General features: G+C 73.2%; 26 protein-coding genes. 23 read left to right on the top strand and 3 right to left on the bottom strand.

The genetic code is table 11. The annotated features are described in order from the left end of the window. Window positions 1–9 precede the first annotated feature (9 nt). The 10 genes from smc (at window position 10) to AC6EH9_RS08020 (ending at window position 13,001) form a co-directional block, all read left to right on the top strand. On the top strand, window positions 10–3,564 hold the full coding sequence (gene smc / locus AC6EH9_RS08065; protein WP_498422045.1) for a chromosome segregation protein SMC: 3,555 nt from the start codon (window positions 10–12) through the stop codon (window positions 3,562–3,564). Then, window positions 3,561–4,034, top strand: coding sequence for an acyl-CoA thioesterase (locus tag AC6EH9_RS08060; protein ID WP_498422042.1), 474 nt, complete (start codon window positions 3,561–3,563; stop codon window positions 4,032–4,034). Before smc ends, AC6EH9_RS08060 begins: the two co-directional genes overlap by 4 nt. Window positions 4,035–4,147: 113 nt before the next feature. Further along, window positions 4,148–4,318, top strand: a complete 171-nt coding sequence (locus tag AC6EH9_RS08055) for a hypothetical protein (RefSeq protein WP_498422039.1) — start codon at window positions 4,148–4,150, stop codon at window positions 4,316–4,318. Window positions 4,319–4,389: 71 nt separating this feature from the next. Beyond that, window positions 4,390–5,550, top strand: a complete 1,161-nt coding sequence (gene ftsY / locus AC6EH9_RS08050) for a signal recognition particle-docking protein FtsY (protein ID WP_498422037.1) — start codon at window positions 4,390–4,392, stop codon at window positions 5,548–5,550. A 212-nt stretch (window positions 5,551–5,762) separates the two neighbouring features. After that, window positions 5,763–7,109, top strand: a complete 1,347-nt coding sequence (locus AC6EH9_RS08045; protein WP_498422035.1) for an ammonium transporter — start codon at window positions 5,763–5,765, stop codon at window positions 7,107–7,109. Next, a complete protein-coding gene (locus tag AC6EH9_RS08040) occupies window positions 7,106–7,444 on the top strand; it encodes a P-II family nitrogen regulator (protein ID WP_498422033.1) in 339 nt (112 codons plus the stop codon). Before AC6EH9_RS08045 ends, AC6EH9_RS08040 begins: the two co-directional genes overlap by 4 nt. Before the next feature lie 157 nt (window positions 7,445–7,601). Beyond that, window positions 7,602–9,857, top strand: a complete 2,256-nt coding sequence (locus tag AC6EH9_RS08035; protein WP_498422032.1) for a [protein-PII] uridylyltransferase — start codon at window positions 7,602–7,604, stop codon at window positions 9,855–9,857. Window positions 9,858–9,943: 86 nt separating this feature from the next. After that, the gene (gene ffh, locus AC6EH9_RS08030) at window positions 9,944–11,512 is read left to right on the top strand and encodes a signal recognition particle protein (RefSeq protein WP_498422030.1); all 1,569 of its coding nucleotides are present in this window, start codon (window positions 9,944–9,946) and stop codon (window positions 11,510–11,512) included. Between the two features lie 22 nt (window positions 11,513–11,534). Next, window positions 11,535–11,903, top strand: a complete 369-nt coding sequence (locus AC6EH9_RS08025) for a hypothetical protein (protein ID WP_498422027.1) — start codon at window positions 11,535–11,537, stop codon at window positions 11,901–11,903. A gap of 18 nt (window positions 11,904–11,921) precedes the next feature. Further along, the gene (locus AC6EH9_RS08020) at window positions 11,922–13,001 is read left to right on the top strand and encodes an amidohydrolase family protein (protein WP_498422024.1); all 1,080 of its coding nucleotides are present in this window, start codon (window positions 11,922–11,924) and stop codon (window positions 12,999–13,001) included. Here the strand turns inward: AC6EH9_RS08020 and AC6EH9_RS08015 are convergent. After that, window positions 12,998–14,035, bottom strand: coding sequence for a response regulator (locus tag AC6EH9_RS08015; protein WP_498422021.1), 1,038 nt, complete (start codon window positions 14,033–14,035; stop codon window positions 12,998–13,000). The two genes, AC6EH9_RS08020 and AC6EH9_RS08015, sit on opposite strands and share 4 nt — an antisense overlap. After that, complete coding sequence (locus AC6EH9_RS08010) at window positions 14,032–14,658, bottom strand: hypothetical protein (protein ID WP_498422018.1); 627 nt, start codon at window positions 14,656–14,658, stop codon at window positions 14,032–14,034. The genes AC6EH9_RS08015 and AC6EH9_RS08010 overlap by 4 nt, the downstream gene beginning before the upstream one ends. Before the next feature lie 211 nt (window positions 14,659–14,869). On the opposite strand from AC6EH9_RS08010, the gene rpsP reads away from it, so the two are divergent. From rpsP to AC6EH9_RS07950, 12 genes are all read left to right on the top strand, one after another. After that, entirely contained in the window at window positions 14,870–15,358 is a 489-nt protein-coding gene (rpsP, locus tag AC6EH9_RS08005; RefSeq protein ID WP_498422016.1) for a 30S ribosomal protein S16, read from the top strand. Window positions 15,359–15,363: 5 nt separating this feature from the next. Then, entirely contained in the window at window positions 15,364–15,606 is a 243-nt protein-coding gene (locus AC6EH9_RS08000) for an RNA-binding protein (protein ID WP_498422269.1), read from the top strand. Between the two features lie 130 nt (window positions 15,607–15,736). After that, window positions 15,737–16,315 (top strand): ribosome maturation factor RimM, encoded by a 579-nt coding sequence (gene rimM / locus AC6EH9_RS07995; RefSeq protein WP_498422014.1) that lies wholly within the window; start codon window positions 15,737–15,739, stop codon window positions 16,313–16,315. Further along, window positions 16,316–17,476: a tRNA (guanosine(37)-N1)-methyltransferase TrmD gene (gene trmD / locus AC6EH9_RS07990; protein WP_498422011.1), complete on the top strand. Its 1,161-nt coding sequence runs from the start codon at window positions 16,316–16,318 to the stop codon at window positions 17,474–17,476. A gap of 234 nt (window positions 17,477–17,710) precedes the next feature. Continuing rightward, entirely contained in the window at window positions 17,711–18,061 is a 351-nt protein-coding gene (rplS, locus tag AC6EH9_RS07985) for a 50S ribosomal protein L19 (protein WP_498422009.1), read from the top strand. Between the two features lie 36 nt (window positions 18,062–18,097). Then, window positions 18,098–18,910, top strand: a complete 813-nt coding sequence (lepB, locus tag AC6EH9_RS07980) for a signal peptidase I (RefSeq protein WP_498422008.1) — start codon at window positions 18,098–18,100, stop codon at window positions 18,908–18,910. A gap of 12 nt (window positions 18,911–18,922) precedes the next feature. After that, window positions 18,923–19,672, top strand: a complete 750-nt coding sequence (locus AC6EH9_RS07975) for a ribonuclease HII (RefSeq protein WP_498422006.1) — start codon at window positions 18,923–18,925, stop codon at window positions 19,670–19,672. After that, window positions 19,669–19,977, top strand: a complete 309-nt coding sequence (locus tag AC6EH9_RS07970; protein WP_460798039.1) for a DUF2469 domain-containing protein — start codon at window positions 19,669–19,671, stop codon at window positions 19,975–19,977. Before AC6EH9_RS07975 ends, AC6EH9_RS07970 begins: the two co-directional genes overlap by 4 nt. Before the next feature lie 123 nt (window positions 19,978–20,100). Then, window positions 20,101–20,475: a YraN family protein gene (locus AC6EH9_RS07965; protein ID WP_498422004.1), complete on the top strand. Its 375-nt coding sequence runs from the start codon at window positions 20,101–20,103 to the stop codon at window positions 20,473–20,475. Continuing rightward, window positions 20,475–22,064 (top strand): YifB family Mg chelatase-like AAA ATPase, encoded by a 1,590-nt coding sequence (locus AC6EH9_RS07960; RefSeq protein ID WP_498422003.1) that lies wholly within the window; start codon window positions 20,475–20,477, stop codon window positions 22,062–22,064. Before AC6EH9_RS07965 ends, AC6EH9_RS07960 begins: the two co-directional genes overlap by 1 nt. Beyond that, window positions 22,061–23,197, top strand: coding sequence for a DNA-processing protein DprA (dprA, locus tag AC6EH9_RS07955; RefSeq protein WP_498422001.1), 1,137 nt, complete (start codon window positions 22,061–22,063; stop codon window positions 23,195–23,197). The genes AC6EH9_RS07960 and dprA overlap by 4 nt, the downstream gene beginning before the upstream one ends. 24 nt (window positions 23,198–23,221) lie before the next feature. After that, window positions 23,222–24,151, top strand: coding sequence for a tyrosine recombinase XerC (locus AC6EH9_RS07950; protein WP_498421999.1), 930 nt, complete (start codon window positions 23,222–23,224; stop codon window positions 24,149–24,151). Here AC6EH9_RS07950 and AC6EH9_RS07945 read toward each other — a convergent pair. Then, window positions 24,136–24,741 carry a M23 family metallopeptidase gene (locus AC6EH9_RS07945; protein ID WP_498421997.1) on the bottom strand — a complete coding sequence of 202 codons (606 nt, stop codon included), beginning with the start codon at window positions 24,739–24,741 and terminating at the stop codon, window positions 24,136–24,138. The two genes, AC6EH9_RS07950 and AC6EH9_RS07945, sit on opposite strands and share 16 nt — an antisense overlap. 405 nt (window positions 24,742–25,146) lie before the next feature. Here AC6EH9_RS07945 and rpsB point away from each other — a divergent pair, with 405 nt between their 5' ends. Then, the gene (rpsB, locus tag AC6EH9_RS07940) at window positions 25,147–26,100 is read left to right on the top strand and encodes a 30S ribosomal protein S2 (RefSeq protein ID WP_498421995.1); all 954 of its coding nucleotides are present in this window, start codon (window positions 25,147–25,149) and stop codon (window positions 26,098–26,100) included. Window positions 26,101–26,125: the final 25 nt, after the last annotated feature.

The following is a 26,125-nucleotide window of genomic DNA, read 5'->3' as shown; positions in this document are numbered from 1 at the left end:
GAGTGCGCGTTGTACCTCAAGAGCCTGACGCTCAAGGGATTCAAGTCCTTCGCCTCCTCCACCACCCTGCAGCTGGAGCCGGGCATCACCTGCATCGTCGGGCCCAACGGGTCGGGCAAGTCCAACGTCGTCGACGCGCTCGCCTGGGTGATGGGGGAGCAGGGCGCCAAGTCCCTGCGCGGCGGCAAGATGGAGGACGTCATCTTCGCCGGCACCTCCGGGCGCCCGCCGTTGGGTCGCGCCGAGGTCCAGCTGACCATCGACAACTCCGACGGCGCGCTGCCGATCGAGTACGCCGAGGTGACGATCAGCCGGACGATGTTCCGCAACGGCGGCTCGGAGTACGCCATCAACGGCAGCTCGTGTCGCCTCCTCGACGTCCAGGAGCTGCTCTCCGACTCCGGGATCGGCCGGGAGATGCACGTCATCGTCGGCCAGGGACAGCTCGACTCGATCCTGCGCGCGACCCCCGAGGAGCGACGCGGCTTCATCGAGGAGGCGGCCGGGGTCCTGAAGCACCGCAAGCGCAAAGAGAAGGCGCTGCGCAAGCTCGACTCCACCGAGGGGAACCTGAACCGCCTCGGTGACCTGCTCAGCGAGATCCGTCGCCAGCTCAAGCCGTTGGGGCGCCAGGCCGAGGTCGCGCGCCGCGCGGCGGCCGTCCAGGCCGACGTACGCGACGCGCGGGCCCGCCTGCTGGCCGACGACCTCGTCACCGCCCGCACGGCGCTGGAGCAGGAGATGGCCGACGAGTCGGTGCTGCTGCAGCGCCGCGCGCAGGTGGAGGCCGCCATCGGTGCGACCCGGGAGTCCGAGGCGGCGCTGGAGGCGGCCCTGCGCGAGGACCTCCCCGCGCTGTCGCGGGCCCAGGAGACGTGGTTCGCGCTGTCGGGGCTGCGCGAGCGGCTGCGCGGCACCCAGTCGCTGGCCGCCGAGCGGGCCCGCAACGCCTCCTCGGCGATGGCCGAGCCGACCTCCTCCGGGGGCCGCGACCCCGACCAGCTGGAGGCCGAGGCCGGACGGGTCCGCGAGCAGGAGGAGCAGATCGCGGCCGAGGTCGAGCGACTGCGCGCCGCGATGGACGAGGCCGTCACCGCCCGCAAGGCCGCCGAGGACGCCGCCGCCGAGGAGGAGCGGCGCATCGCCGGCCTGCAGCGCGCGGCCGCCGACCGACGCGAGGGGCTGGCCCGGCTGAACGGGCAGGTCAACGCGCTGCGCTCACGCGCCGCGGCCGCCGCCGACGAGGTCGGTCGGCTCGGCCGCGCCCGCGAGGAGGCGCTGGCCCGGGCCGAGCGCGCGCAGCGCGACTTCACCGCCCTGGAGACCAAGGTGGCCGGGCTGGACGCGGGGGAGGAGGGGCTGGACGCCGAGCACGAGGCGTCGCTGCTCGCCCTCGACGACGTCGAGCAACGGCTGGTGAAGGTCCGCGAGGAGGCCCAGCAGGCCGACCGCGACCGTTCGGCCCTGGCCGCCCGCAAGGACGCCCTGGAGATGGGGCTCAACCGCAAGGACGGGGCCGGGGCGCTGCTGGCCGCCGCCGAGCCGGTGGCCGGGCTGCTGGGCTCGGTGGCGGCGCTGGTCTCGGTGCGCGCCGGGTTCGAGGCGGCCGTCGCCGGGGCGCTGGGCGCCGCGGCCGACGCGGTGGCGATGACCGACGTCGACGCCGCCACCCGGGCGATCGAGCACCTCACCGGCGCCGACCTCGGACGCGCCGGCATGCTGCTGGGCGACGGCCCGGCGGACGAGGGTGGCTGGCCGTCGCTGCCGGGGCACGCGACGTACGCGGTCGAGGTGGTGCAGTGCCCTGAGACGCTGCGCGCCGGCCTGACCCGGCTGCTGCACAAGGTGGCCGTGGTCGAGGACCTGCCTGCCGCCCGGGCGCTGGTCGCCGACCTGCCCGACGTCTGCGCCGTCACCCGGGCCGGTGACGTGCTGGGGGCGCACTTCGCCTCCGGTGGATCGTCGGCGCAGCCGAGCCTGATCGAGGTGCAGGCCGCGGTCGACGAGGCCACCGATCAGCTGGCCCGCGCGGTCGCCGACTCCGAGCGCCTCGCGTTCGAGACGTCGCGGCTCGAGGCCGAGCGTCACGAGCTTCAGCAGCGCGCCGACGCCACCCTCGCCCGTCTGCACGAGTCCGACGCGACGCTGGCCGCGGTCGCCGAGGAGCTCGGGCAGTACGGCTCGCAGTCCCGCGCCGCGAAGGGGGAGGCCGAGCGTCTGGCGAAGGCGATCATCGCCGCGCAGGAGGCCCACGAGCGGGACCTGGCCGGTCTCGCCGAGCTCGAGCAGCGCCTGGCGAGCGCGGAGCAGGCCCCCGACGAGGAGCCCGACACCAGCGCGCGCGAGCAGCTCGCCGAGGCGGCCCGGGCGGCTCGCCAGGCCGAGATGGACTCACGCCTGGCGCTGCGCACCGCCGAGGAGCGCTCCCGGGCTATCCACGGCCGCGCCGACGCCCTGCTGCGCTCGGCGCGCAACGAGCGCGAGGCCCGCGCCCGCGCCGCCGAGCGGCGCCAGCAGCTGCTGCGCGAGGGGCGCGCGGCCGAGGCGGTGGGGGCCGCCGCGGCCAGGGTGCTGGAGAGGCTGGAGAGCTCGGTGACGGCCGCCGCCGAGGTCCGCGCCGACGTCGAGCAGGCCCGTCAGGGCCGCGAGCAGGAGCTGCTCTCGGTGCGCGCGACGCTGCGCGACCTCCAGCGCGAGCACGACGAGCTGGTCAGCTCGGTGCACCGCGACGAGCTGGCCCGCGCCCAGCAGCGGATGCGCATCGAGCAGCTCGAGGAGCGGGCCCTCGACGAGCTGGGCCTGGGCGTCGAGGCGCTGGTCACCGAGTACGGCCCCGACCAGCTGGTGCCCTCGACGCAGGCCCCCGACGAGGACGGCGTCGTGCCCGACCCGGTCCCGTTCGTGCGCGAGGAGCAGACCAAGCGGCTGCGCTCGGCCGAGCGCGCGCTCGCCATGCTCGGCAAGGTCAATCCCCTGGCGCTGGAGGAGTTCTCGGCGATGGAGGAGCGTCACCAGTTCCTCTCCGAGCAGCTCGAGGACCTCAAGCGGACCCGCAAGGACCTGCTGGACATCGTCCGCGAGGTCGACAACCGGGTCGAGCAGGTCTTCACCGAGGCCTGGGAGGACGTCCGGGTCGCCTTCGACCACGTGTTCCGGCGACTCTTCCCCGGCGGTGAGGGCCGGCTGCTGCTCACCGACCCCGGCGACATGCTGACCACCGGCATCGAGGTCGAGGCCCGCCCCCCGGGCAAGAAGGTCAAGCGGCTCTCGCTGCTCTCCGGCGGCGAGCGGTCCCTGGTGGCGGTGGCGTTCCTGGTCGCCCTGTTCAAGGCCCGCCCCTCGCCGTTCTACATCCTCGACGAGGTCGAGGCCGCTCTCGACGACACCAACCTGGGTCGTCTGCTCGAGATCTACGAGGAGCTGCGGGAGAATTCCCAGCTGCTCGTGATCACCCACCAGAAACGGACCATGGAGGTCGGGGACGCCTTGTACGGAGTGACGATGCGAGGGGACGGCGTCTCGGCCGTCATCAGCCAGCGGCTGCGCGAGACGGAGCCGGCGTGAGCGCCGCGACGACCGGCGCCGAGCCCCGGGCGGCCCGCCCGACGCGAGCCGACTACGTCGCGTGGCGCCGGGTGACCACGCGCTGGCGCGACGACGACGCCTACGGCCACCTGAACAACGCGACGTACTACGAGCTGTTCGACACGGCCGTCAACGCCCACCTCTTCGAGGCGACCGGCACCAACGTGCGCGAGCTGCCGCAGATCGGCGTCGTCGCGGAGACCTCGTGCCGCTACTTCCGCGAGATCGGCTTCCCCGACCCCATCGACACCGGGCTGGTCGTCGACAAGGTCGGCCGGTCCTCGATCGTGTACCGGATCGGTCTCTTCCAGGGCGACAGCGACGAGGCCGCGGCCGAGGGCCGCTTCGTCCACGTCTACGTCGACAACACCCACGGCAAGGGCCGTCGTCCGACCGCGCCGTTGCCCGACGCGATCCGCGCGGCGGTGGAGCCGCTGCTGCGCCGCTGAGTGGGAAGGGTCACGTCGCGTGTGGCGCGCGGCGAGTCCTTCACCGGGTGTGCGAGCCTTTACCTACGGCCGCACTCGGCCGGTGAAGCGAACCCCTCGGGAGTGATCCACCGTTGTTCTCCATCGTCGCGACGATGCTCGTGATCCTGCTCATCGCCGGGGTGGTGGTGGTCTACGTGACCTACCCGCACCGTGGCCAGGACGTGCCCGCCGCTCCCTGGCTGGGTCGCCTGCTGCGCAAGGGTGCGGACTCCGTGCCCGTCCTGGACGAGTCCCGCTTCTGATCAGGCGCGGCCGCTGAGGGGGCCGCGGGGGCAGGGTCGGGCACGCTGCCAGGTCTGGTTGGATGGGCGCCATGGACTTCCTGGGTGACTGGCTCCTCCTGATCATCGGCATCGCCGTCGTCGCCGTGCTGGCGGTGGCCGGGCTGCTCAGCAGCGGCGGGCGGCGTTCGCAGCTGCCGCCGGGCGCGGGCACCGACGTCCTCACGCCCCCGGCGGAGGCCGAGGTCGAGGAGCGCGAGGCCGCACCTCCGGTGACGGCCGAGCCGCCGGCAGAGGCCCCCGTGGCTCCGGCGGCGCCCACCCTGGAGCGCCCCGAGGGCACGGCCTCGCGCCTGGTCCGGCTGCGCCAGCGGCTCTCCCGCTCGCAGGGGACGCTGGGGCGCGGGCTGCTCGCGCTGCTCTCGCGCGACCGCCTCGACGAGGACACCTGGGAGGACATCGAGGACACCCTGCTGACCGCCGACATCGGCGTCGCCCCGACCCAGCAGCTGGTCGAGGCGCTGCGCACCCGGGTGCGCGTGGAGGGCTCCAGCGCGGCCGAGGTCCGCGAGGTGCTGCGCGAGGAGCTGCTCGCGCTGGTCGACCCCACCCTGGACCGCCGCCTGCAGGTCACCGGCGCCGACGGCAGCCCCGGCGTCGTCCTGGTCGTCGGCGTCAACGGCGCCGGCAAGACCACGACCGTCGGCAAGATCGCGCGCATCCTGGTGGCCGAGGACCGTCAGGTGGTCCTCGGGGCCGCCGACACCTTCCGCGCCGCGGCCGTCGAGCAGCTGGCCACCTGGGGTGAGCGGGTCGGGGTGCCGGTGGTGCGCGGCCCCGAGGGCAGCGACCCGGCCAGCGTCGCGTTCGAGGCGGTCCGGGCCGGGGCCGAGCAGGGGGCCGACACGGTCCTGGTCGACACCGCGGGCCGGCTGCAGAACAAGGCCGGGCTGATGGACGAGCTCGGCAAGGTCAAGCGCGTCATCGAGAAGCAGGCCCCGGTCACCGAGGTGCTGCTGGTCCTGGATGCGACCACCGGGCAGAACGGGATGATCCAGGCCCGCGTGTTCAGCGAGGTCGTCGACGTGACCGGCATCGTGCTCACCAAGCTCGACGGCTCGGCCAAGGGCGGCATCGTGGTCGCGGTCCAGCGCGAGCTCGGCGTGCCGGTCAAGCTCGTCGGCCTGGGCGAGGGCGCCGACGACCTGGCGCCGTTCGACGCCGAGACGTTCGTCGACGCCCTGCTGGGCTGACCCCGCGGGGCAGGCACGTCCGTGGAGCCTGGGCAGAGCGCGTGTAACGCGTCAGAAACAAAGGCGGGAATGTCGTTTCCGGAGCGCAACATGTCGTAGCGCAGGTCGAAACCTCCCCGCCGGAGGGTTGTCGTCAATGGGGCGGGACCCCCGGCGGACAGTGCAGTCGAGAGCCGAGTTCCGTCTGTCGCACTGCAACCCCTGGAGGTTCGATGGAGTACGGCTTGCACGCCTGGACGCTGATGGCAGCGTCCCTGGTCCTGCTGATGACAACGCCGGCGCTGGCGCTCTTCTACGGCGGCATGAGCCGCACGAAGTCCGTGCTGAACATGATGATGATGTCCTTCTCGGCCATCGGGGTTGTGGGCATCGTCTACGTGCTGTGGGGCTACTCGATGTCCTACGGCAACAAGGACATCGCGATGCTCTTCAACAACCCCTTCGAGCGCTTCGGCCTCGACGGGGTCTCGGGTCAGGAGTACCTGACGGTCGGATTCCAGATGACGTTCGCGGTCATCACCGCGGCCCTGATCAGCGGCGCGATCGCGGACCGGGTGAAGTTCTCCGCCTGGCTGGTGTTCCTGCCGATCTGGGTGACGCTGTCCTACTTCCCGCTCGCGCACATGGTGTGGGGCTCGGGCTTCCTCTCCGGTGAGAGCGGCGGCCTGGCCGACCTGATCTTCTCCGGTGACGGCGGCGCCGAGGTGGCGCCCATCGACTACGCCGGCGGCACGGTCGTGCACATCAACGCCGGCATCGCCGGCCTGGTCCTGGCGATCGTGATCGGCAAGCGCCTCGGCTTCGGCAGGGAGCCGATGAAGCCGCACAACCTGACGCTGACGATGATCGGCGCCGGCCTGCTGTGGTTCGGCTGGTTCGGATTCAACGTCGCCTCCTGGATCCCCAACTCCGGCCTCGATGACGACGCCAACGCGGCGTACTGGATCGCCGAGACCAGCCTGGTGTGGCTGAATACCACCGTGGCCACCTGCGCGGCCATCATGGCCTGGCTGCTGGTGGAGAAGATCCGCGACGGCAAGGCAACCTCGCTCGGCGCCGCCTCCGGTGTGGTGGCCGGCCTGGTCGCCATCACCCCCGCCTGCGGTGCGCTCTCCCCGGTCGGCGCGATCATCCTCGGTGCGGTGGCCGGTGCGCTGTGCGCCCTGGCGGTCGGCCTCAAGCACGTCCTCGGCTACGACGACGCCCTCGACGTGGTCGGCGTGCACCTGGTCGGTGGTCTGGTCGGCACCATCGGCATCGGCTTCCTGGCCAAGGACGACCTCGGCCTGCTCTACGGTGGCGGCGTCAAGCTCCTCGTCGTCCAGGTCGCGGTCGCGGTGTTCGCGATGATCTGGTCCGGGATCGCGACGCTCCTCATCGCCCTCGCCATCAAGGCGGCCATGGGCTGGCGGATCAGTGAGGAGGACGAGGTCGAGGGCATCGACTTCGCCGAGCACGGCGAGTCCGCCTACGACTTCGCCACCGGCGGCGGCGCCCGCCGTACGCCCTCGGTGCTGGACAAGCAGACCACCTCGGTCTCGGAAGGAGCCAACGCATGAAGCTGGTCACCGCGGTCATCAAGCCGCACAAGTGGGAAGAGGTCCGCGAGGCCCTGGAGACCTTCGGCGTCACCGGCATGACCGTCAGCGAGGTCAGCGGCTACGGACGCCAGAAGGGGCACACGGAGGTCTACCGCGGCGCTGAGTACGACATCGCCCTGGTGCCCAAGATCCGCATCGAGATCGCCGTGGACGACAACGACGCCGACGACATCGTCGGGATCATCGTCAAGACCGCCCAGACGGGTCGGATCGGCGACGGCAAGGTGTGGGTGAGCCCGATCGAGACCGTGGTCCGGGTCCGCACCGGAGACCGGGACGAAGCGGCGATCTGAGAGCCGTGGCACTTCACCCCGACTCATCCGAGCCCGGGAGCGCTCTCCGGCCCCGGCTGTCACCGACAGCCGGGGCCGGCCCGCGTCCCGGTCCCTGTGGAAAGGACCAGCCCGTGACCATCTCGGGACGCGAGCCCGACGCCGGACGGGGCACCCGATGACCGCCGCGCAGCGCTCCGCGCGCACCCAGCAGGCCGACGACCTGTGCCTGCGGGCCTACCGCGAGAGCTGCGGCCCGGAGGAGCGGGTGGCCCTGGTGGCGGTCGGGGGCTACGGGCGCGGGGAGCTCGCGCCGTACTCCGACCTCGATGTGGTCCTGGTCCATGACGACGACGTCGACCCCGGGGGACTGGCGGAGAAGCTCTGGTACCCGATCTGGGACTCCGGGGCCCGCCTGGACCACTCGGTGCGCTCGGTGAGCGAGATGGTCAGCACCGCCGCCGACGACCTGAAGGTCGCGCTGGGGCTGCTCGACCTGCGCCACCTCGCCGGCGACCCGAACCTCACCCTGCGCCTGCGCACCACGATGCTCGCCCAGTGGCGTCGCGACGCCCGGGAGCGGATGCCCGAGCTGCACGCCCTGGTCCAGGCCCGGCACCGGCTGCTCGGCGAGCTGGCCCACGTCTCCGTGCCGGACCTGAAGGAGGCCGAGGGCGGGCTGCGCGACGCCTGCGTGCTCAAGGGGCTGGTCGCCACCTGGCTGGTGGACGTGCCGCACGCCGAGGTCGAGCGAGGACGGCGCACCCTGCTCGACGTGCGCGACGTGCTGCACGCCCACGCCGGGCGCTCCACCGACCGGATCGGACCCGAGATGTGGGGTGATCTGGCCGCCGACCTGGGCCTGGCGGACGCCGGGGAGGTGCAGCGCCGGGTCCGTGAGGCCGGGCGCCGGGTGACTCACCTGTCCCAGCTCACCTGGAGCCGGGTGCAGGCGGTGCTGGCCCGCCCGGCCTCCGTGCGCGGAGCGCGCCGCCCCGAGCTCGTGCCCCTGGCCACCGGGGTCGCCCTCTCCCGCGGGGAGGTCGTCCTGGACGGACGGGTCGCCCCGGCCGGAGACCCGCTGCTGCTGCTGCGCGCGGCGGCCGAGGCGGCCGAACGCGACGTCGCGCTGTCCCCGACCACGGCCGCCCGGCTGGTCCGCGAGTGCCCCGACCTGCCCGAGCCGTGGCCCGCCGAGGCGAGGAGACTGCTGGTGCGCCTGCTCGCCTCCGGACCTGGGCTCCTGGCGGTCTGGGGGACGCTGGAGGAGACCGGCGCGCTGGCGCGGATCCTGCCGGAGTGGGAGCGGATCCGGCTGCTGCCACACGCCTCGACCATCCACCGCTTCACCGTCGACCGCCACGTGGTGGAGACCTGCGTGGAGGCCTCCTCGCTGATCCGCGACGTGGCGCGGCCCGACGTGCTCCTGGTGGCCGCCTTGCTGCACGACATCGGCAAGGGCGGCCGCAACGAGCACAGCGTCGCCGGAGAGCCGATCGCGCGGCAGGCGGCAACCCGGATGGGCTTCGCCGCGGACACCGTCGAGGTGATCGCGACGCTGGTGCGCTGGCACCTGCTGCTCTCCGAGACGGCCACCACGCGCGACCCCGACGACCCGGCGACCGTCGAGCACGTCGCCCAGCGGATCACCTCGGCCGAGACCCTCTCCCTGCTGGTCGCGCTGACCGAGGCCGACGCCCGGGCGGCCTCGCCCCAGGCCTGGTCGGCGTGGCGCGCCGGACTGGTGCGCAGGCTGGCCCAGCGCACGCTGGCCGCGCTCGTCGCGCGCGCCGCGGGAGCCTCGGTGCCCCGCGTCGCCGACGAGGAGGTGCCGATCCCCGACGAGGTGCGTCGAGACCCCGGTGCGGTGGGGGTGACGGTCCAGCCGCTGGCAGACGGAGCTCGGGTGGTCGTGGTCGCGCACGACCGGGTGGGCCTGCTGGCCGACGCCGCGGCCATGCTCGCCCTGCAGCGCACCCACGTCCGGGCGGCGCGCGCCTGGGCGCAGGACCAGTACGGCGTGTCGGTGTGGGAGGTCCCCGACCAGCACCTCGACGCCACCGTGCTGCGCCAGCGCTTCGAGGCGGTCGCGGAGGGTCGGGTGGACCCTCGGGCCAGGCTGCGACCGTCCGGTCCTGAGACGCTGGACCCGACGGTGGCCGTGCGGCCCGAGGCCTCCCGTCTCGCGACGGTGCTGGAGGTCCGGGCCACCGACCGCCCCGGCGTGATGTTCCTGGTCTGCTCCGCGCTCGCGGAGCTGGACATCGCCGTGCGCTCGGCCCACGTCGACACGCTGGGGCCGCAGGCGGTCGACGTGTTCTACCTCCAGGAGAGCGGTGCCGGCGCGCTGGCCGACGACCGAGCGGCCGCCGCGGCCCACGCCGTACGCGCGGCGCTCTCGGGCGAGTCGGACCCGGGGGCCGGCGGCGGCTAGTCTTGCCTCTGGCGACCCTCACCGCACAAGGTGGTCGCCGACCGCTCGACGTCGCTCCACACCGCTGACCACAGGGGATACCCGCCTTGTTCGCAACTCTGTCCGACCGGCTCGCCGACACCTTCAAGAACCTTCGGGGGAAGGGCCGGCTCTCCGAGGCCGACATCGACGCCACCGCGCGTGAGATCCGCATCGCCCTGCTCGAGGCCGACGTGGCGCTGCCCGTGGTCAAGGAGTTCGTGGGCGCGGTCAAGGAGCGGGCCCGCGGCGAGGAGGTCAGCGGTGCGCTGAACCCCGCGCAGCAGATCGTCAAGATCGTCAACGAGGAGCTCGTCACGATCCTCGGCGGCGAGACGCGGCGCCTGCGCTACGCCAAGACCGGGCCGACCGTGATCATGCTGGCCGGCCTGCAGGGCGCGGGCAAGACCACGCTCGCCGCGAAGCTGGCGCTGTGGCTCAAGGAGCAGGGCAAGACGCCGCTGCTGGTCGCCTGCGACCTCCAGCGCCCCAACGCGGTCAACCAGCTCCAGGTCAACGGCGAGCGGGTCGGCGTGCCCGTCTTCGCTCCCGAGCCCGGCAACGGCGTCGGTGACCCGGTGTCGGTGGCGCGCTCCTCGATCGAGGAGGCCAAGCGTCGTCTGCACGACGTGGTGATCGTCGACACCGCGGGTCGTCTGGGCGTCGACGCCGAGCTGATGCAGCAGGCCGCCGACATCCGCGACGCGGTGCGCCCCGACGAGGTCCTCTACGTCGTCGACGCGATGATCGGCCAGGACGCCGTCAACACGGCGCTCGCCTTCCTCCAGGGCGTCGGCTACGACGGGGTCGTGCTGACCAAGCTGGACGGTGACGCCCGCGGTGGCGCCGCGCTGTCCATCGCCTCGATCACCGGCAAGCCGGTCATGTTCGCCTCCAACGGCGAGAAGATGACCGACTTCGACCTCTTCCACCCGGACCGGATGGCCTCGCGCATCCTGGACATGGGCGACATGATGACCCTGATCGAGCAGGCCGAGAAGGCCTTCGACCAGGAGCAGGCGATGAAGGCCGCCGCGAAGCTGAGCGGCCAGGGTGAGTTCACCCTCGACGACTTCCTCGAGCAGATGCAGCAGGTCCGCAAGCTCGGCTCGCTGTCGAAGATCATGGGGATGCTGCCCGGGATGGGGCAGTTCCGTGAGCAGCTCGAGAACTTCGACGAGCGCGAGATCGACCGGATCCAGGCGATCATCCAGTCGATGACCCCGGCCGAGCGGGCCAACCCCAAGATGATCGACGGGTCGCGACGGGCCCGGATCGCCAAGGGCTCGGGCCGGCAGGTCTCCGACGTCAACGGCCTGGTCGACCGCTTCTTCGAGGCGCGCAAGATGATGATGCAGATGGCGCGCGGCGGCGGGATGCCCGGCATGCCGGGTATGCCGGGCATGCCCGGGATGGGCGGCCCGAAGAAGGGCAAGGCCAAGTCGGCGCCCAAGAAGGCCAAGGGCAAGCGGATCTCCGGCAACCCGGCCAAGGCCGCGGAGGCCAAGAAGGCCGCCCAGACCAAGGCGGCCGAGGCGCCGAACCCCTTCGGCCTCCCGGCCGGCGAGGAGGTCGACTACGAGAAGGCCGCCGCGGCGCTCGACCTGCCCAAGGACTTCTCCAAGTTCCTGAAGTGACCCGTCTTGAAGTGAGCCGGTAGTGGCCACCGTCCTGGTCGTCGACGGCGCCAACGTCGTGGGCAGCCGTCCCGACGGCTGGTGGCGCGACCGTGCCGGAGCCGCCCGCCGCCTGCACGAGGGGCTGCTGGTCGCCTCCACGCCCCACGACGTCGTGGTGCTGGTCCTGGAGGGCGCCGCGAAGGGCGGCGTGCCTGCAGGCCGGGACGGCCACGTCCGGACCGTGCACGCGCCCCGGGACGGCGACGCGACCATCGTGGCGCAGGCCAAGGAGGCCGCCGAGCGCGGTGACCGGGTCACCGTCGTCACCGCCGACCGGATGCTGCAGGCCCGCGTCCAGGGCCTCGGAGCGATGGCGCTGGCCCCGTCCTGGTTGCTCGACCGTCTCTGAGCGGTAGCCTCCCCGGGCATGAGCGCTCCCGTCCTCCGCGTCCACGGTCCGGTCCTGCCCGACGGCGAGGTCCGCGACCTCTACGTCGTCGACGGGCGGGTCACCTACGAGCCGCAGGCCGGTGCGGAGACCGTCGCCCGGGGCTGGGTGCTGCCCGGCCTCGTCGACGCCCACAACCACCTGGGCCTCGACGACGGGGGAGCGGTCGACGACGACGAGGTCGAGCGTCAGGCGCTGGCCGACCGCGACGCCGGCGCGCTGCTGCTGCGCGACTGCGGCTCGCCCGCCGACACCCGCTGGGTGCACGAACGCGACGACCTGCCGCGGCTGGTGCGCGCCGGGCGCCACCTGGCCCGGACCCGGCGCTACATCCGCAACTACGGCCTCGAGATCGAGCCCGAGGAGCTCCCCGCCCGGGCGGCCGAGCAGGCCCGTGCCGGCGACGGCTGGGTCAAGCTGGTGGGCGACTGGATCTCGCGCGAGGAGGGCGACCTGGCTCCGTCGTTCCCGGCCGAGGCCTTCGCCGCGGCGATCGCGGCCGCGCACGCCGAGGGGGCCCGGGTGACCGCGCACTGCTTCGGTCGAGACGTCCTCCCGGGGCTCCTCGACGCGGGCATCGACTGCATCGAGCACGGCACCGGCCTCGGGCTCGACCAGGTGGAGCGGATGGCCTCCGCCGGGGTCGCGCTGGTGCCGACGGTGATGCAGACCGCGAAGTTCCCGGGCTTCGCCGAGGCCGGGGCCGAGCGGTTCCCGGCCTACGCCGCGACCATGGAGGAGCTCTACGCGCAGCGCCGCGAGGTGCTGATGAGCGCCTGGGAGGCGGGCGTGGCGCTGTACGTGGGCAGCGACGGGGGCGGCCCGTCCCGGCACGGTCACCTGGCCGGCGAGGTGCTGGCGATGGTCGAGCTGGGCCTGCCCGCCGCGGACGTCGTCGCCGCGGCGTCATGGCGGGCCCGCGAGTGGCTCGGCTTCGAGGCCACCCTCGCGGAGGGGGCCCCGGCCGACCTCGTCGTGCTCGAGCGCGACCCCGTCGCGGATCCGAGCGTGCTCTACTCGCCGAGCCGGGTGATCCTGCGCGGCCGGGTGGTGGCCTAGCCCGGTTCGGGAGCCGCCGTGGGGGACTCCTCCGGCGGGGCCGGCGGGGCCGGCTGGACCAGCCGGTAGCGGGACCGCGGCCGGACCTCGACCCAGCGCGGCGCCTCCGGCTGCTCGCCGATCCGGTTCAGCAGGTTCTCCATCATCGCGTCGATCCAGTCGCGGTCGTGGAAGGGCTGGGTGCGGGAGTTGGCCTCGGTCTCGCCGCGCAGCTGCAGCGCGAGGTAACGGGCCGTGCGGGTGCGGGTCCCCGAGTAGAGCATCAGCTGGAGCAGGTCGAACTGCCGGGAGTTGAGGTCGACGAGGCGGTCGTCGACGACCACCAGGGCGCGGGCGGGGTTGATCCGCAGGCCGTTGAACTCCACCCAGCTGCCGACGAAGCGCATCCCGAGCCCGAGCATCCCGTTGCGCCCGTCCTCGCCCTGCTCGTCCTCGTCTGGATCCGCCTCGTCGCCGGAGGCCTCCGGCGCGGGGTCGCAGGGCGCGACGCTGTCGGGTCGCGCACCCGCGCGCACCTGCTGGTGGTACGCCGAGCGCTCGGGGTCCTCCTCGGCCACGGCCCAGGCCGTCGCAGCGGGCTCGGCGGGCTCGGCGGACACCTCGGCGACCGGGCGCCGGGCGACCGCGGCCAGCCGGGCCTGCAGCTCCCGGGGCCGGATCGGCTTGGGGACGTAGTCGTCGGCCCCGGCGTCGAAGCCCGCCAGGATGTCCTGCTCGGCGGAGCGGCTGCTGATGATGACGATGTAGGTGCCGCTGAACTCGCGGATCCTCCGGGTCGCCTCCAGCCCGTCCATCCCCGGCATCGAGATGTCGATGGTGGCCAGGGCCGGGCGGTGCAGCAGAGCCAGCGCCATGCCGTCGGCGCCGTTGGTGGCGGTAAGGACGGAGAACCCGGCCTGCGTAAGGACCACGTCGAGGAGATCGGCGGTGTCCTCGTCGTCCTCGACGACCAGTGCCACGGGCGCGGGGGACGGGGCCGGGGCAATTGCCATGGCCACAGCATCGGCGGTCTCGGCGGCGATCTGAGAGGTCACGACGCAGCAGTCTCCTTCTGGCGAGGCTCGCCGGTGGCGTAGCGGACGGCGGTGAGCACGAGCAGCAGCAGTCCCGAGGCGCCCAGCACGAGCGGGACGAGCACGGCGGCGGCGATGCCGCCCAGCAGCGCCGCGATCCGGGGGGCGGGCCCGATCTCGACCTCCGTCCTGCCAGGTCCGCTCGCGGTCTCCGTGCAGGCGACCTCGAGCTCGCCCGAACCGGGGTCGAAGCGATGCAGCGCGAGCCAGCTGGCGGACCCGACGCTCCGAGTCATCCTCGCGCCCGGCGGGCGCAGGGCGACGGCCTCGCCGGTGGCGGCGTCGGTCACCGTGCACCGGGGTCGGGGACGCGAGGTGTCGTACCAGAGCATCCGGTCCCGGTCGGTGGCCACGCTCACGGCATGGGCCCGGCCGTCGACCGGGACCGCGGTGTCGGTCCGGACGAGTCCGAGCAGCGTCCAGACCAGCAGACCCAAGCCGCAGAGCGCGCCGGCCACCACCAGCGCCCCGCCCACCGCGAACCACCACGCACTCGGACGCGCCGGGCGCGCCGGAGCGGGGAACGGCGCCCAGGGCGGAGGGGGCGGCCCCGCCGGGGGGAGAGGTGGTGAAGGCGTGCTCATGGCGTCATGATGGCGTGCAACGCGGTCCCGCGTGGGGCTTCCGGGGGCGGGATTTCCGAGGGCCGTGCGACATCTGGCACAATGACGGGCTGAGTCCTGTACTGACGGTCCCTCTCAACCGGCAGTGCAGCGCCCATGGAGGACGACCGCTTGGTCCCCACCCTGTCCGGGAGTTCTCACCCACCACAATTTCCGAGGAGACACCACAAACGTGGCCGTCAAGATTCGTTTGAAGCGCCTGGGCAAGATCCGAGTGCCGCAGTACCGCATCGTCGTCGTCGACGCACGCAAGAAGCGCGACGGCAAGGTGATCGAGGAGATCGGCAAGTACCACCCCAAGGAGGACCCCTCGTACATCGAGGTCGTCTCCGAGCGGGCGCAGTACTGGCTGGGCGTCGGCGCGCAGCCGAGCGAGGCCGTCGCCGCCATCCTCAAGATCACCGGTGACTGGCAGACCTTCAAGGGTCTCCCCGGCACCGAGGGCACCCTGAAGGTCGCCGAGCCGAAGCGCGACAAGCTCGACATCTTCAACGAGGCGCTCGCCGAGGCCCACAGCTCCGCCAAGGGTGACGCGGTCACCAAGAAGTCTGAGAAGCCGGCCGCCAAGAAGGCGGACAAGGCCGACAAGGCTGACAAGGCGGACAAGGCCGAGGAGAAGCCCGCCGAGGCTGCTGCCGAGACTGAGAGCACCGAGGCCTGAGCATGATGCTCGCCGAGGCGCTCGAGCACCTGGTCCGCGGAGTCGTCGACAATCCCGACGACGTCTCGGTCCAGGACAAGCAGCTGCGCCGCGGATCGCTCCTCGAGGTCCGGGTGCACCCCGACGACCTGGGGAAGGTCATCGGCCGCAACGGCCGGACGGCCACCGCCTTCCGCACGGTGATCTCCGCGTTGGCCGGTCGGGGCGGTGCCCGGATCGACTTCGTGGACGTGGACCGGCGCCGCTGAGGCTCGTCCGCGACAGAATGGGTGTCGTCCCTCACCGGGGCGGCACCCATTCGGCGTCCCACGGGGGAGACGCCCGCACGTCACATTCATGCCGGGGCCGCGGGCCCCGGCTTCGAGAGAGGGAACCTGCGTGGAGCGCTCCGGGTCGGATCAGGACACGATCGAGGTCGTGGTGGGCCGCATCGGCAAGCCGCACGGCCTGCGCGGCGAGGTCACCGTCGACGTCCGCACCGACGAGCCCGCCCGGCGGTTCGCGACCGGCGCCACGCTGAGGGCCCAGCCGCCCGCCGGCTCCGCCTCGCCGCTGCGCTCTCTGACGGTCACCGGGTCGCGGTGGCACCAGCAGGTGCTGCTGCTGACCTTCGCGGAGATCGGGGACCGCAACGCGGCCGAGGCCGCGCGCGGGATCGTGCTCTACGCCGACCTGCCGCTCGATGCCCGGCCCGAGGACCCCGAGGAGTTCTACGACCACCAGCTCATCGGGCTGGCCGCCCACGACGTCTCGGGCGCCCTCCTGGGGGAGGTCACGGCCGTGGCCCACGGCGCCGCCCAGGACCTGCTCACGGTCAGGACGCCCGAGGGTCGTGAGGCTCTGGTCCCGTTCGTCGCCCAGCTCGTGCCCGAGGTCGACCTGGACGCTCGGCGGGTGGTCATCGCGGACCGACCGGGGCTGGTGAGCCCCTTCCCCGACGACGAGGACGGCGACTGAGTGCGCATCGACATCGTCTCGATCTTCCCCGACTACCTCGCGCCGCTGGAGCTGTCCCTGGCGGGGCGGGCGCGGGCCAGCGGCCTGCTGGACATCCAGGTCCACGACCTGCGCGAGTGGGCGCACGACCGGCACCGGACCGTGGACGACACCCCCTACGGCGGCGGCGCAGGCATGGTGATGAAGCCGGGCCCGTGGGGCGAGGCGCTGGACGACCTGGGGCTCGACGACGCGACGCTGGTGGTGCCGACCCCCTCCGGCCAGCCGCTCACCCAGGCCCTGGCCCGCGAGCTGGCCCAGCGACGGCACCTGATCTTCGCCTGTGGGCGCTACGAGGGCATCGACCAGCGCGTCATCGACCACGCCGCCACCCGCACCGAGGTGCGCGAGATCTCGATCGGCGACTACGTCCTGAACGGCGGAGAGGTGGCGGCGCTGGCCATCACCGAGGCGGTGGTGCGGCTGATCCCGGGGTTCATGGGCAACCCCGCCTCCCTGCTGGAGGAGTCGCACGAGGACGGGCTGCTGGAGTACCCCGTCTACACGAAGCCGGCCACCTGGCGCGAGCTCGACGTGCCGGCCGTGCTGATGGGCGGCAACCACGGCGCCATCACGCGGTGGCGCCACGAGCAGGCGCTGCGCCGCACCGCCGAGCGACGCCCCGACCTGGCGCACCCGGCCGCGGCGCTGAGCGTCGCCGACGTGTCCGGGTGGCTGCGCCCGGCCGCCCGCGGCGACGCCGGGGAGCTGATGGTGCTCCAGCGCGCGTGCTTGGTCCAGGACCTGCTCGACGACCCCGACGCGCCCCGCGCGGCACTCCACGAGAGCCTCGACGACGTACGCCGCGGCCTCGAGCAGTGGCAGACCTGGGTGCTGCACTGCGAGGGCCGGCTGGTCGGTGCCGTCCGCGCCCGGCTGGACGGCTCCGCCTGGCTCATCGGCCGGCTGCTCGTGGTGCCCGACCTGCAGGGGCGGGGAATCGGCCGGAGCCTGCTGGGCCACGCCGAGGACGCCGCGGCGCCCGCCGCCACGTCGTACGAGCTGTGCGTCGGGGCGGGGAGCGAGGCAGTCGTCCGCTTCGCCCGCCGGGCCGGCTACCGGCCCGCCGGCCGGTCGCCGGCCGGGACGCCGAGGCTGGTGAAGCGGCGCGCTCGCGGCTGAGTGCCCCCACGCGGCGGTGCGGCGGCGGCGCCCACCGGATTGGCTGAGGCGTCCCTGACTGTGGCAGACTCTATCCTCGGCCCAGTCGGCCGAAGGGCAGCTCCGGGATCACGCACGGGGTGTCCGCGTCTGTTCTCCTGCCACAGGGGGAGTCGACGCCGCCGGCCACCCGTACCGGGCCTTCTCGTTCGAACCGATTTCGCGGTTGGCCTGTGGCATCCGTGAGGAGCAGACATGAGCAACGTCATTGCCGAGCTCGGCAACGCGCAGAAGCGCGCCGACGTCCCGGACTTCCGCGCCGGCGACACCATCAAGGTCCACGTCAAGGTCGTCGAGGGCAACCGCGCCCGCGTCCAGATCTTCCAGGGCGTCGTGATCCGCGTCCAGGGCTCGGGCGTCGGCCGCACCTTCACCGTGCGCAAGGTCTCGTTCGGCGTCGGCGTCGAGCGCACCTTCCCGCTGAACTCCCCGATCTTCGAGCAGATCGAGGTCGTGACCCGCGGTGACGTGCGTCGCGCGAAGCTGTACTACCTGCGCAACCTGCGCGGCAAGAAGGCGAAGATCAAGGAGCGCCGCGAGGCCTGAGCCTCGGCTCATCCGCCCTGTGGCTACGCTCTGCGCGTGACTCCCGAAGACCGCGATCCCGCTCCCCACGTCGAGACCGACGAGGAGCCGGGGTCGCGGTCTTCGCGTTCGGGCAGCCCCGCGGCTGCGAAGACGACGCGCAAGGCGCTGCCGCTGTGGCAGGAGACGATCCTGCTGCTGGTCACCGCGCTGGTGCTCGCGGTGGCGATCAAGGCGCTGTTCCTGCAGGCCTTCTACATCCCCTCGCAGTCGATGGAGCCCGGGCTGGTCAAGAACGACCGGATCCTGGTGCAGAAGCCCTCCTACTGGGCAGGCGGCACCCCGCAGCGCGGTGACGTCGTGGTCTTCGAGGACCCCGGCGGCTGGCTCAACGACGTCGAGTCGGCCGGTCCCACCAACCCGTTGGCCAAGCTGATGGCCACCATCGGGCTGTACCCCTCGGGTGGACACCTGGTGAAGCGGGTGATCGGCGTGGAGGGCGACGTCATCGAGTGCTGCGACAAGCAGGGCCGCCTGAAGATCAACGGCGTCGCGATCGACGAGTCCGGCTTCACCAAGGAGGGCTCGACCGCGCAGTGCGCCGGGCCGATGAAGTCCTCGTGCAACTGGAAGGCAGGGCCGGTCCCGGAGGACCACATCTTCGTGATGGGCGACAACCGCGACCACTCGGCGGACTCCTCCTTCCACATGTGCGCGCGCCCCGACGAGGTCAGCGACTGCGTGCCCGGCGACGAGTTCATCGACGAGGACCTGGTCGTCGGCAAGGTGTTCGCGCTGGTGTGGCCGCGCGACCACTGGGACTGGCTGGACCGGCCCGACGCCTTCGCGGACGTGCCCGACGCCCAGTGAGGACCTGGTCTCGTGAGTGAGCTGCCTCGGGGCCTGACCGTACGGCGCGACGCCGGCCTGTACGGCTACGAGCGGGCGCTGCGCCGGGTCGGCATCGAGCCGATCGCGGGCGTCGACGAGGCGGGCCGCGGTGCCTGCGCGGGCCCCCTGGTCGCGGGCGCGGCGATCCTGGCGCCCGGCAAGGGGGGCGTCATCCCGGGGCTGGCCGACTCCAAGCTGCTCACCGCGCGGGCCCGGGAGCGCTGCTACGACGAGGTCGTGAAGCGGGCGGTGGCCTGGTCGGTGGTGGTGATCGGGCCGCAGGAGTGCGACCGTCTCGGCATGCACGTGGCCAACATCGAGGCGCTGCGCCGGGCGGTCGCCCTGCTCGAGGTCCGCCCGGCCTACGTGCTGACCGACGGCTTCGGGGTGGACGGACTCGGGGTCCCGGGGCTGGCGGTGTGGAAGGGGGATCGGGTCGCGGCCTGCATCGCGGCGGCCTCGGTGCTCGCCAAGGTCACCCGCGACCGGATCATGTGCGAGCTCGACGTCGAGTACCCGGCGTACGACTTCAAGACCCACAAGGGCTACATCACCGACGTGCACACCGCGGCGCTGACCGAGCACGGGCCCTGCGAGGTGCACCGCAGGCGCTTCGTCAACGTGCGCCGAGCGGCGGGCCTGGAACCGGGCGAGGACTGTGGGATGCTCGGTAGTCCGCCGGTCGCGCCGGCGAGCGCGCCATGTCCACCCGCCATACGTTCTGTCCAGGAGTCGCGATGAGTGCCGAGGATCTCGAGAAGTACGAGACCGAGATGGAGCTCAACCTCTACCGCGAGTACCGCGACGTGGTCGGGATCTTCAAGTACGTCGTCGAGACCGACCGCCGCTTCTACCTGTGCAACCAGGTGGACGTGAAGGCGCGCACCGAGGTCGGCGACGTCTTCTTCGAGGTGTCGATGAGCGACGCCTGGGTGTGGGACATGTACCGCCCCGCGCGGTTCGCCAAGAACGTCAAGGTGCTGACGTTCAAGGACGTGAACGTCGAGGAGCTCGCGCCCTCGGAGATCGACCCGCCGAAGGTGTAGCCAGCCGGCCGGCGAGACCACCTGGTGTCCACAGGGGTCGAGCCGCCCGGATTCCTCCACAGGCCCCGGCACGCAGCCGCCGTTCGCCTCGTCCTGGCGCCACGCTGGGTCGAGGAGGTCGACATGACACTTTCGGCATCGGCGGCGCGCAGGCTCGCGCTCGGCAACTACGGCGAGACGCTGGCGGCCCGGCACCTGCGCGCGCAGGGCATGGTCGTGCTGGACCGCAACTGGTCGTGCGAGGCGGGCGAGATCGATCTCGTCCTGCGCGACGGCGACGTGCTGGTGATCTGCGAGGTCAAGACGCGCACCTCGCTCGACTACGGCGGCCCGCTGGAGGCGGTCAACGAGGTCAAGCTGCGCAGGCTGCGCCGGCTGGGCGCCCGGTGGCTGCAGGAGCACCGGCTCCAGGCGGTCGAGGTCCGCTTCGACATGGTCGGCATCGTCCGGCCGCGTCGCGGGCCCTCGGTGATCGAGCACGTGCGGGGGATCGGCTGATGCCCTTCGCCACCGCCCACACCGTCTCGTTGCAGGGGGCGCTGGGACACCTCATCGACGTGCAGTCCGACGTCTCCCCGGGCATGGTCGGCACCACGCTCGTGGGGCGCGTCGACTCGGCCCTCAACGAGGCCCGCGACCGCTGCCGGATGGCGGTGTCCAACAGCCACTTCCCGTGGCCGGTCACCCGGCGCGTGACGATCCTGCTCTCACCGGCCGACCTGCCCAAGCGCGGCACCCACTTCGACCTCGCGATCGCGGTCTCCGTCCTCGCCGCCGCGGGCGAGGTGCCGCGCGCGTCCCTGGCCCAGACGGTGTTCCTCGGCGAGCTCACCCTCGACGGCGGCCTGCGCTCGGTGCCCGGGGTGCTGCCGATGGTGCTGGCCGCCTCGGCCCGCGGGATCGCCCGGGTGTTCGTGCCCGAGCCGCAGGCCCGGGAGGCGGCGATGGTGCCGGGGATGTCGGTGTTCGGGATGCGCTCGCTGGCGCAGGTGGTGGCCGAGCTGCGCGGCACGGAGGTCCCCGAGGCTGCGCCGGTGGCGCCGATGTCGGGCAACCGCCTGCTGACGTGGCGCGGCCAGGACCGGATGGGCGAGCTCGACCTCGCCGACCTCGTCGGCATGCACGACGCCCGCTACGCGGTGGAGGTGGCGGCCGCCGGCGGGCACCACCTGCTGCTCTCCGGGCCCAAGGGCGCGGGCAAGACCACGCTGGCGGAGCGGATCCCCGGCATCCTTCCCGACCTGAGCCCGGAGGAGTCCCTGGAGATCACCGCCATCCACTCGCTGGCCGGTGCGCTGGAGCCGGGCGACGACATGATCGTCCGGCCGCCGTTCTTCGCCCCCCACCACAATGCGAGCAAGGCCGGGCTGCTCGGTGGCGGCTCGGGCCGGGTCCGCCCCGGCGACGTCAGCAGGGCCCACTGCGGGGTGCTGTTCCTCGACGAGTTCCCGCTGTTCAACGCCGACGTCATCGAGGCGCTGCGCCAGCCGCTGGAGAGCGGGGAGGTGACGATCTCGCGCGGCGAGGAGTCGGCGACCTTCCCGGCCCGGGGCATGGTCGTGCTGGCGTGCAACCCCTGCCCGTGCGGCGACTTCCACCCCACGGCCAGCGAGAACCGCTGCACCTGCACCGAGGTGCGCCGGCGCGACTACCGGCGCAAGATCACCGGCCCCCTCGCCGACCGCATCGACATCGTGCGCCACGTCCTGCCGGTGCGCCCGCACGAGGCGCGTGACCCGTTCGCGGAGCGGGAGTCCTCGGCCTGCGTGCTGGAGCGCGTGGAGCGGGCGCGCGAGCGCCAGCGCCGGCGCTACGCCGGGCGGACCTGGCGGCTGAACGCGCACGCGCCCGGGCCGGTGCTGCGCGAACGGTGGCCGCTGACCCCGCAGGCGCAGGAGCGCCTCGACGACGAGATGTACGCCGGGCGGCTGAGCAGGCGGGGGGCCACCCGCGTGCACCGGCTCTCCTGGACGGTCACCGACCTTCGGGAGCTCGAGCAACCCGGGATCGCCGAGCTCGTGACGGCGCTGTGCCTGCGCAGTGGGGACCCACTCGCGCTGGCCAGCCTGGAGAGGGCGACCCGATGAGCGGGGCGCCGGACGCCGAGCGGCTGGCCCGCGTGGCGCTCAACCGGATCACCGAGCCGGGTGACCCGCGGCTGATCGCGCTGGTCGCGGAGGTGGGCGCCGTGCGGGTGCACGACCACCTGGCCGCGGAGCGCGACCTCGGGGGCCTGCTCAGCGACACCGCGGCGCGGATGGCCGAAGTCGATCCGCGCCGCGAGCTGGACCAGGCCGCCCGCCTCGGCATCCGCTTCGTGGTCCCCGGCGACGCTGAGTGGCCCACGCGCCTGGAGGACCTCCTGGGCGCGGAGCCGCTGCACCAGCGCGGCGGGCCCCCGCTCGGGCTGTGGGTCCGGGGCCCGATCCGGCTCGACCAGCTCGAGCGGTCGGTCTCGATCGTGGGCTCCCGCTCGGCCACCACCTACGGGGTGGACACGGCGGCCGAGATCGCCTCGGTGGTCGCGCGGGCCGGGCACTGCGTCGTGTCCGGGGCCGCGTTCGGCATCGACCAGGCCGCCCACCGCGGCGCGCTGGCCGGTGGGGGACCGACGGTGGCCGTGCTCGCCTGCGGCGCCGACCGGGTCTATCCGGCGGCCCACCGCCAGCTGCTCGCGCACCTGGGCGAGCACGGGGCGATCGTCTCGGAGGCACCACCGGGCTGTGCCCCGACGCGCGTCCGCTTCCTGGCCCGCAACCGGATCATCGCGGCCCTCACCGCCGGCACGGTGGTGGTGGAGGCGGCGCTGCGCAGCGGCGCGCTCAACACCGCCAACTGGGCGGAGCGCCTGCTCAGGCCGGTGATGGGTGTGCCGGGTCCCGTCACCAGCGCACCCTCCCAGGGCGTGCACCAGCTGATCCGCAGCGCAGCGGCGACGCTGGTGACCAGCGGCCAGGAGGTGCTCGAGCAGGTCGGGGGAGCGGGCGAGCATCTCGTGGAGGTGGCGCGGGCACCGGCGCGGGCCCGGGACCGGCTCAGCGCGCGTCAGCTGCAGACGCTCGACGCCGTGCCGGTGGTGAGCGGCGCGCCGGTGGACTCGATCGCCCGCACGGCCGGCATCGGGCTGGTCGAGGTCCGCGCGACCCTGGGCGCCCTGGCCAGGCTGGGGCTGGTTGAGCAGTCCGGGGTCGGCTGGCGGCTCGCGGACGCGGCGCGGTGACTCGCGGCGCCCTATGCTGGGCCGATGGCCGAGGACGAGGACCTGCCCGAGCCGATGGCCCGGGCGCTGGGGGACTACGAGCGGCACCTGGCCTCCGAGCGGGACCTCACCCCGCACACGGTGCGCGCCTACATGGCCGACGTGGCCGGGCTGCTGCGCCACGCGGCGCGGATGGGGCTGGTGGAGGTCTCCGACCTCGACCTGCGCACGCTGCGCAGCTGGCTCGCGCTGCAGCAGAGCACGGGCAAGTCCCGCACGACCATCTCGCGTCGTGCCACGGCCGCTCGCGTGTTCACCGCCTGGGCGGCCCGCACCGGGCGGGCCGCGACGGACGCCGGCTCCTCGCTGCGCTCACCGAAGGCACACCGGACCCTGCCGCCGGTGCTGCGCTCCGACGAGGCGAGCGGGCTGCTCGAGGCGGCCATCGCCCTCGTTGACGACGCCGGTCCCACCGGCCTGCGCGACGTCGCCATGCTGGAGCTCCTCTACGCCACCGGCATCCGGGTCGGCGAGCTCGTCGGGCTCGACGTGAACCACGTGGACCGCGAGCGCAACGTGGTGCGGGTGCTGGGCAAGGGGCGCAAGGAGCGCAGCGTCCCGTTCGGTCAGCCTGCCGCGACCGCGCTGGATGAGTGGATCTCCCGCGGGCGACCTGAGCTGAGCGGGGACGGATCCGGGGACGCGCTCTTCCTCGGGGTGCGCGGGCGCCGCATCGACCAGCGCGCCGTGCGCACCCTGGTGCACCGGCGCATCGCGGAGGTCCCCGGGGCGCCCGACATCGGCCCGCACGGCCTGCGTCACAGCGCCGCCACCCACCTGCTCGAGGGCGGGGCGGACCTGCGCTCGGTGCAGGAGATCCTGGGCCACTCCTCGCTGGCCACCACGCAGATCTACACCCACGTCACCACCGACCGCCTGCGCCGGGCCTACCAGCAGGCTCACCCCAGGGCCTGAGCCAGCCAGCCGGCGTAGGGCAGCGGGAGGCGCCACGACGGCAGTGGCGAGCTCTCCCGCGGCGCGGCGGGCACGGGGGAGCCGCCCCACAGCGGCAGCAGCCGCACCGGCTGGCCGCCGACCAGCAGCAGCGGGTCGAGGTAGGTCCGGTCGCGGATCCAGCCCCAGTGCAGGCAGGCGCGCGGGAAGCAGTGGGAGCCCGCCAGCTCCAGGGTCCCGATCCGCCTCCCCGCCGCCACCACGTCACCGACCGCGACCGAGGCCCGCACCGGCTCGTAGGTCGTGCGGGTCTCGCCGTGGTCCACGGTGACCACGCCACGACCGGCGAGCCGCCCGGCGTACGCCACCCGGCCCGGCAGTGCCGAGACGACCGGCTGGGCGAGCGAGCCCGCCAGGTCGACCCCGCGGTGGCCCGGACCCCAGGCGTCGCGCGGTGGCCGGAACGCCCCGGTGACCTCGGGCTCGGGTCGCAACGGCCAGACTCCCCGCCCGATCAGCTCGGCGGGCGCCTCACCCTCGGCCCGGGCCCCGGCAGGGGCCGCCAGGAGGAGCATCAACAACAGCGGCACAAGGATCCAGGAGCGGCACATGGGCCCACGGTGCCCGCCCTCGCGGGTGCGCCGCCGCGGCCTGCCGGCGGCTGTGGACACAGGCCCGGCCGAGCGCCCCTGTGCACGCCGGCTGGGCTGCCCGTGCGATTGGCGGGTACCCGCTCACGTGGACTACGCTGCCACCAGCAGTCCTATGGACTGACTTCGCACGCACGTCCTCCGCGGCGGCCCGGCATGCTCCACGCCGACCCGCCCGCGGGCGGCGACCCTCGGTCTCGGCCCTGAGCGCAAGCTCGGAACCGGGTGGGGTTCCCGTACGAGCGTCAGGGCGACCGGCACCCGTCGGTCGCAGGAACTGAAAACAACCGGAGAGCACCACCGGTCCGTCCTGCTGAAGGGCGGGCACCAGCGGCGGTGCCTCCACACAACAGGAGAGAAACCCTCATGGCAGTCGTGACCATGCGCCAGCTCCTCGAGAGCGGCGTCCACTTCGGACACCAGACCCGTCGCTGGAACCCGAAGATGAAGCGCTTCATCATGACCGAGCGCAACGGCATCTACATCATCGACCTGCAGCAGTCGCTGGCCTACATCGACCGCTCCTTCGCCTTCGTCAAGGAGACGGTGGCCAAGGGCGGCACGATCATGTTCGTCGGCACCAAGAAGCAGGCCCAGGAGGCCATCGCCGAGCAGGCGACGCGCGTCGGGATGCCCTACGTCAACCAGCGCTGGCTGGGCGGCATGCTCACCAACTTCCAGACCGTGCACCAGCGGATCAACCGCCTCAAGGAGCTCGACGAGCTCGACTTCGACAACGTCGCGGGCTCGGGTCGCACCAAGAAGGAACTGCTTCAGATGAAGCGGGAGCGCGACAAGCTCGACAAGACCCTCGGCGGCATCCGCGAGATGGGCCGCACCCCGTCCGCCGTCTGGATCGTCGACACCAACAAGGAGCACCTCGCGGTCGAGGAGGCCCGCAAGCTGCGGATCCCGATCATCGCGATCCTGGACTCCAACTGCGACCCCGACGTGGTCGACTTCCCGATCCCGGGCAACGACGACGCCATCCGCGCGGTCGGCCTGCTGACCCGCGTGGTCGCCGACGCCGTCGCCGAGGGCCTCATCGCCCGCTCCGGTGGCAAGGCCGAGGCCGCGGACAGCACCACCGCTGCCGAGCCCCTGGCCGAGTGGGAGCGCGAGCTGCTCACCGGTGACGCCGAGAAGGTCGCCGTCGAGGCGACCGGTGGCGACGCCGCCGCCGAGGCTCCCGCCTCCGAGGCGACCGGTGCGTCCACCGAGGCCGCCGAGTCCGACGCTGCCGCCGAGGCCGTTGTCGACGCTCCCGCCGAGGCGTCCGCCGACGCTCCCGCCGAGACGTCCACCGACGCCCCGGCCTGACGCGCCCGCGCAACGCTTTCGACTA

The organism is Nocardioides sp. Z21_20 (assembly GCF_059766585.1).
This window is presented reverse-complemented; position numbering and strand designations above follow the sequence as displayed.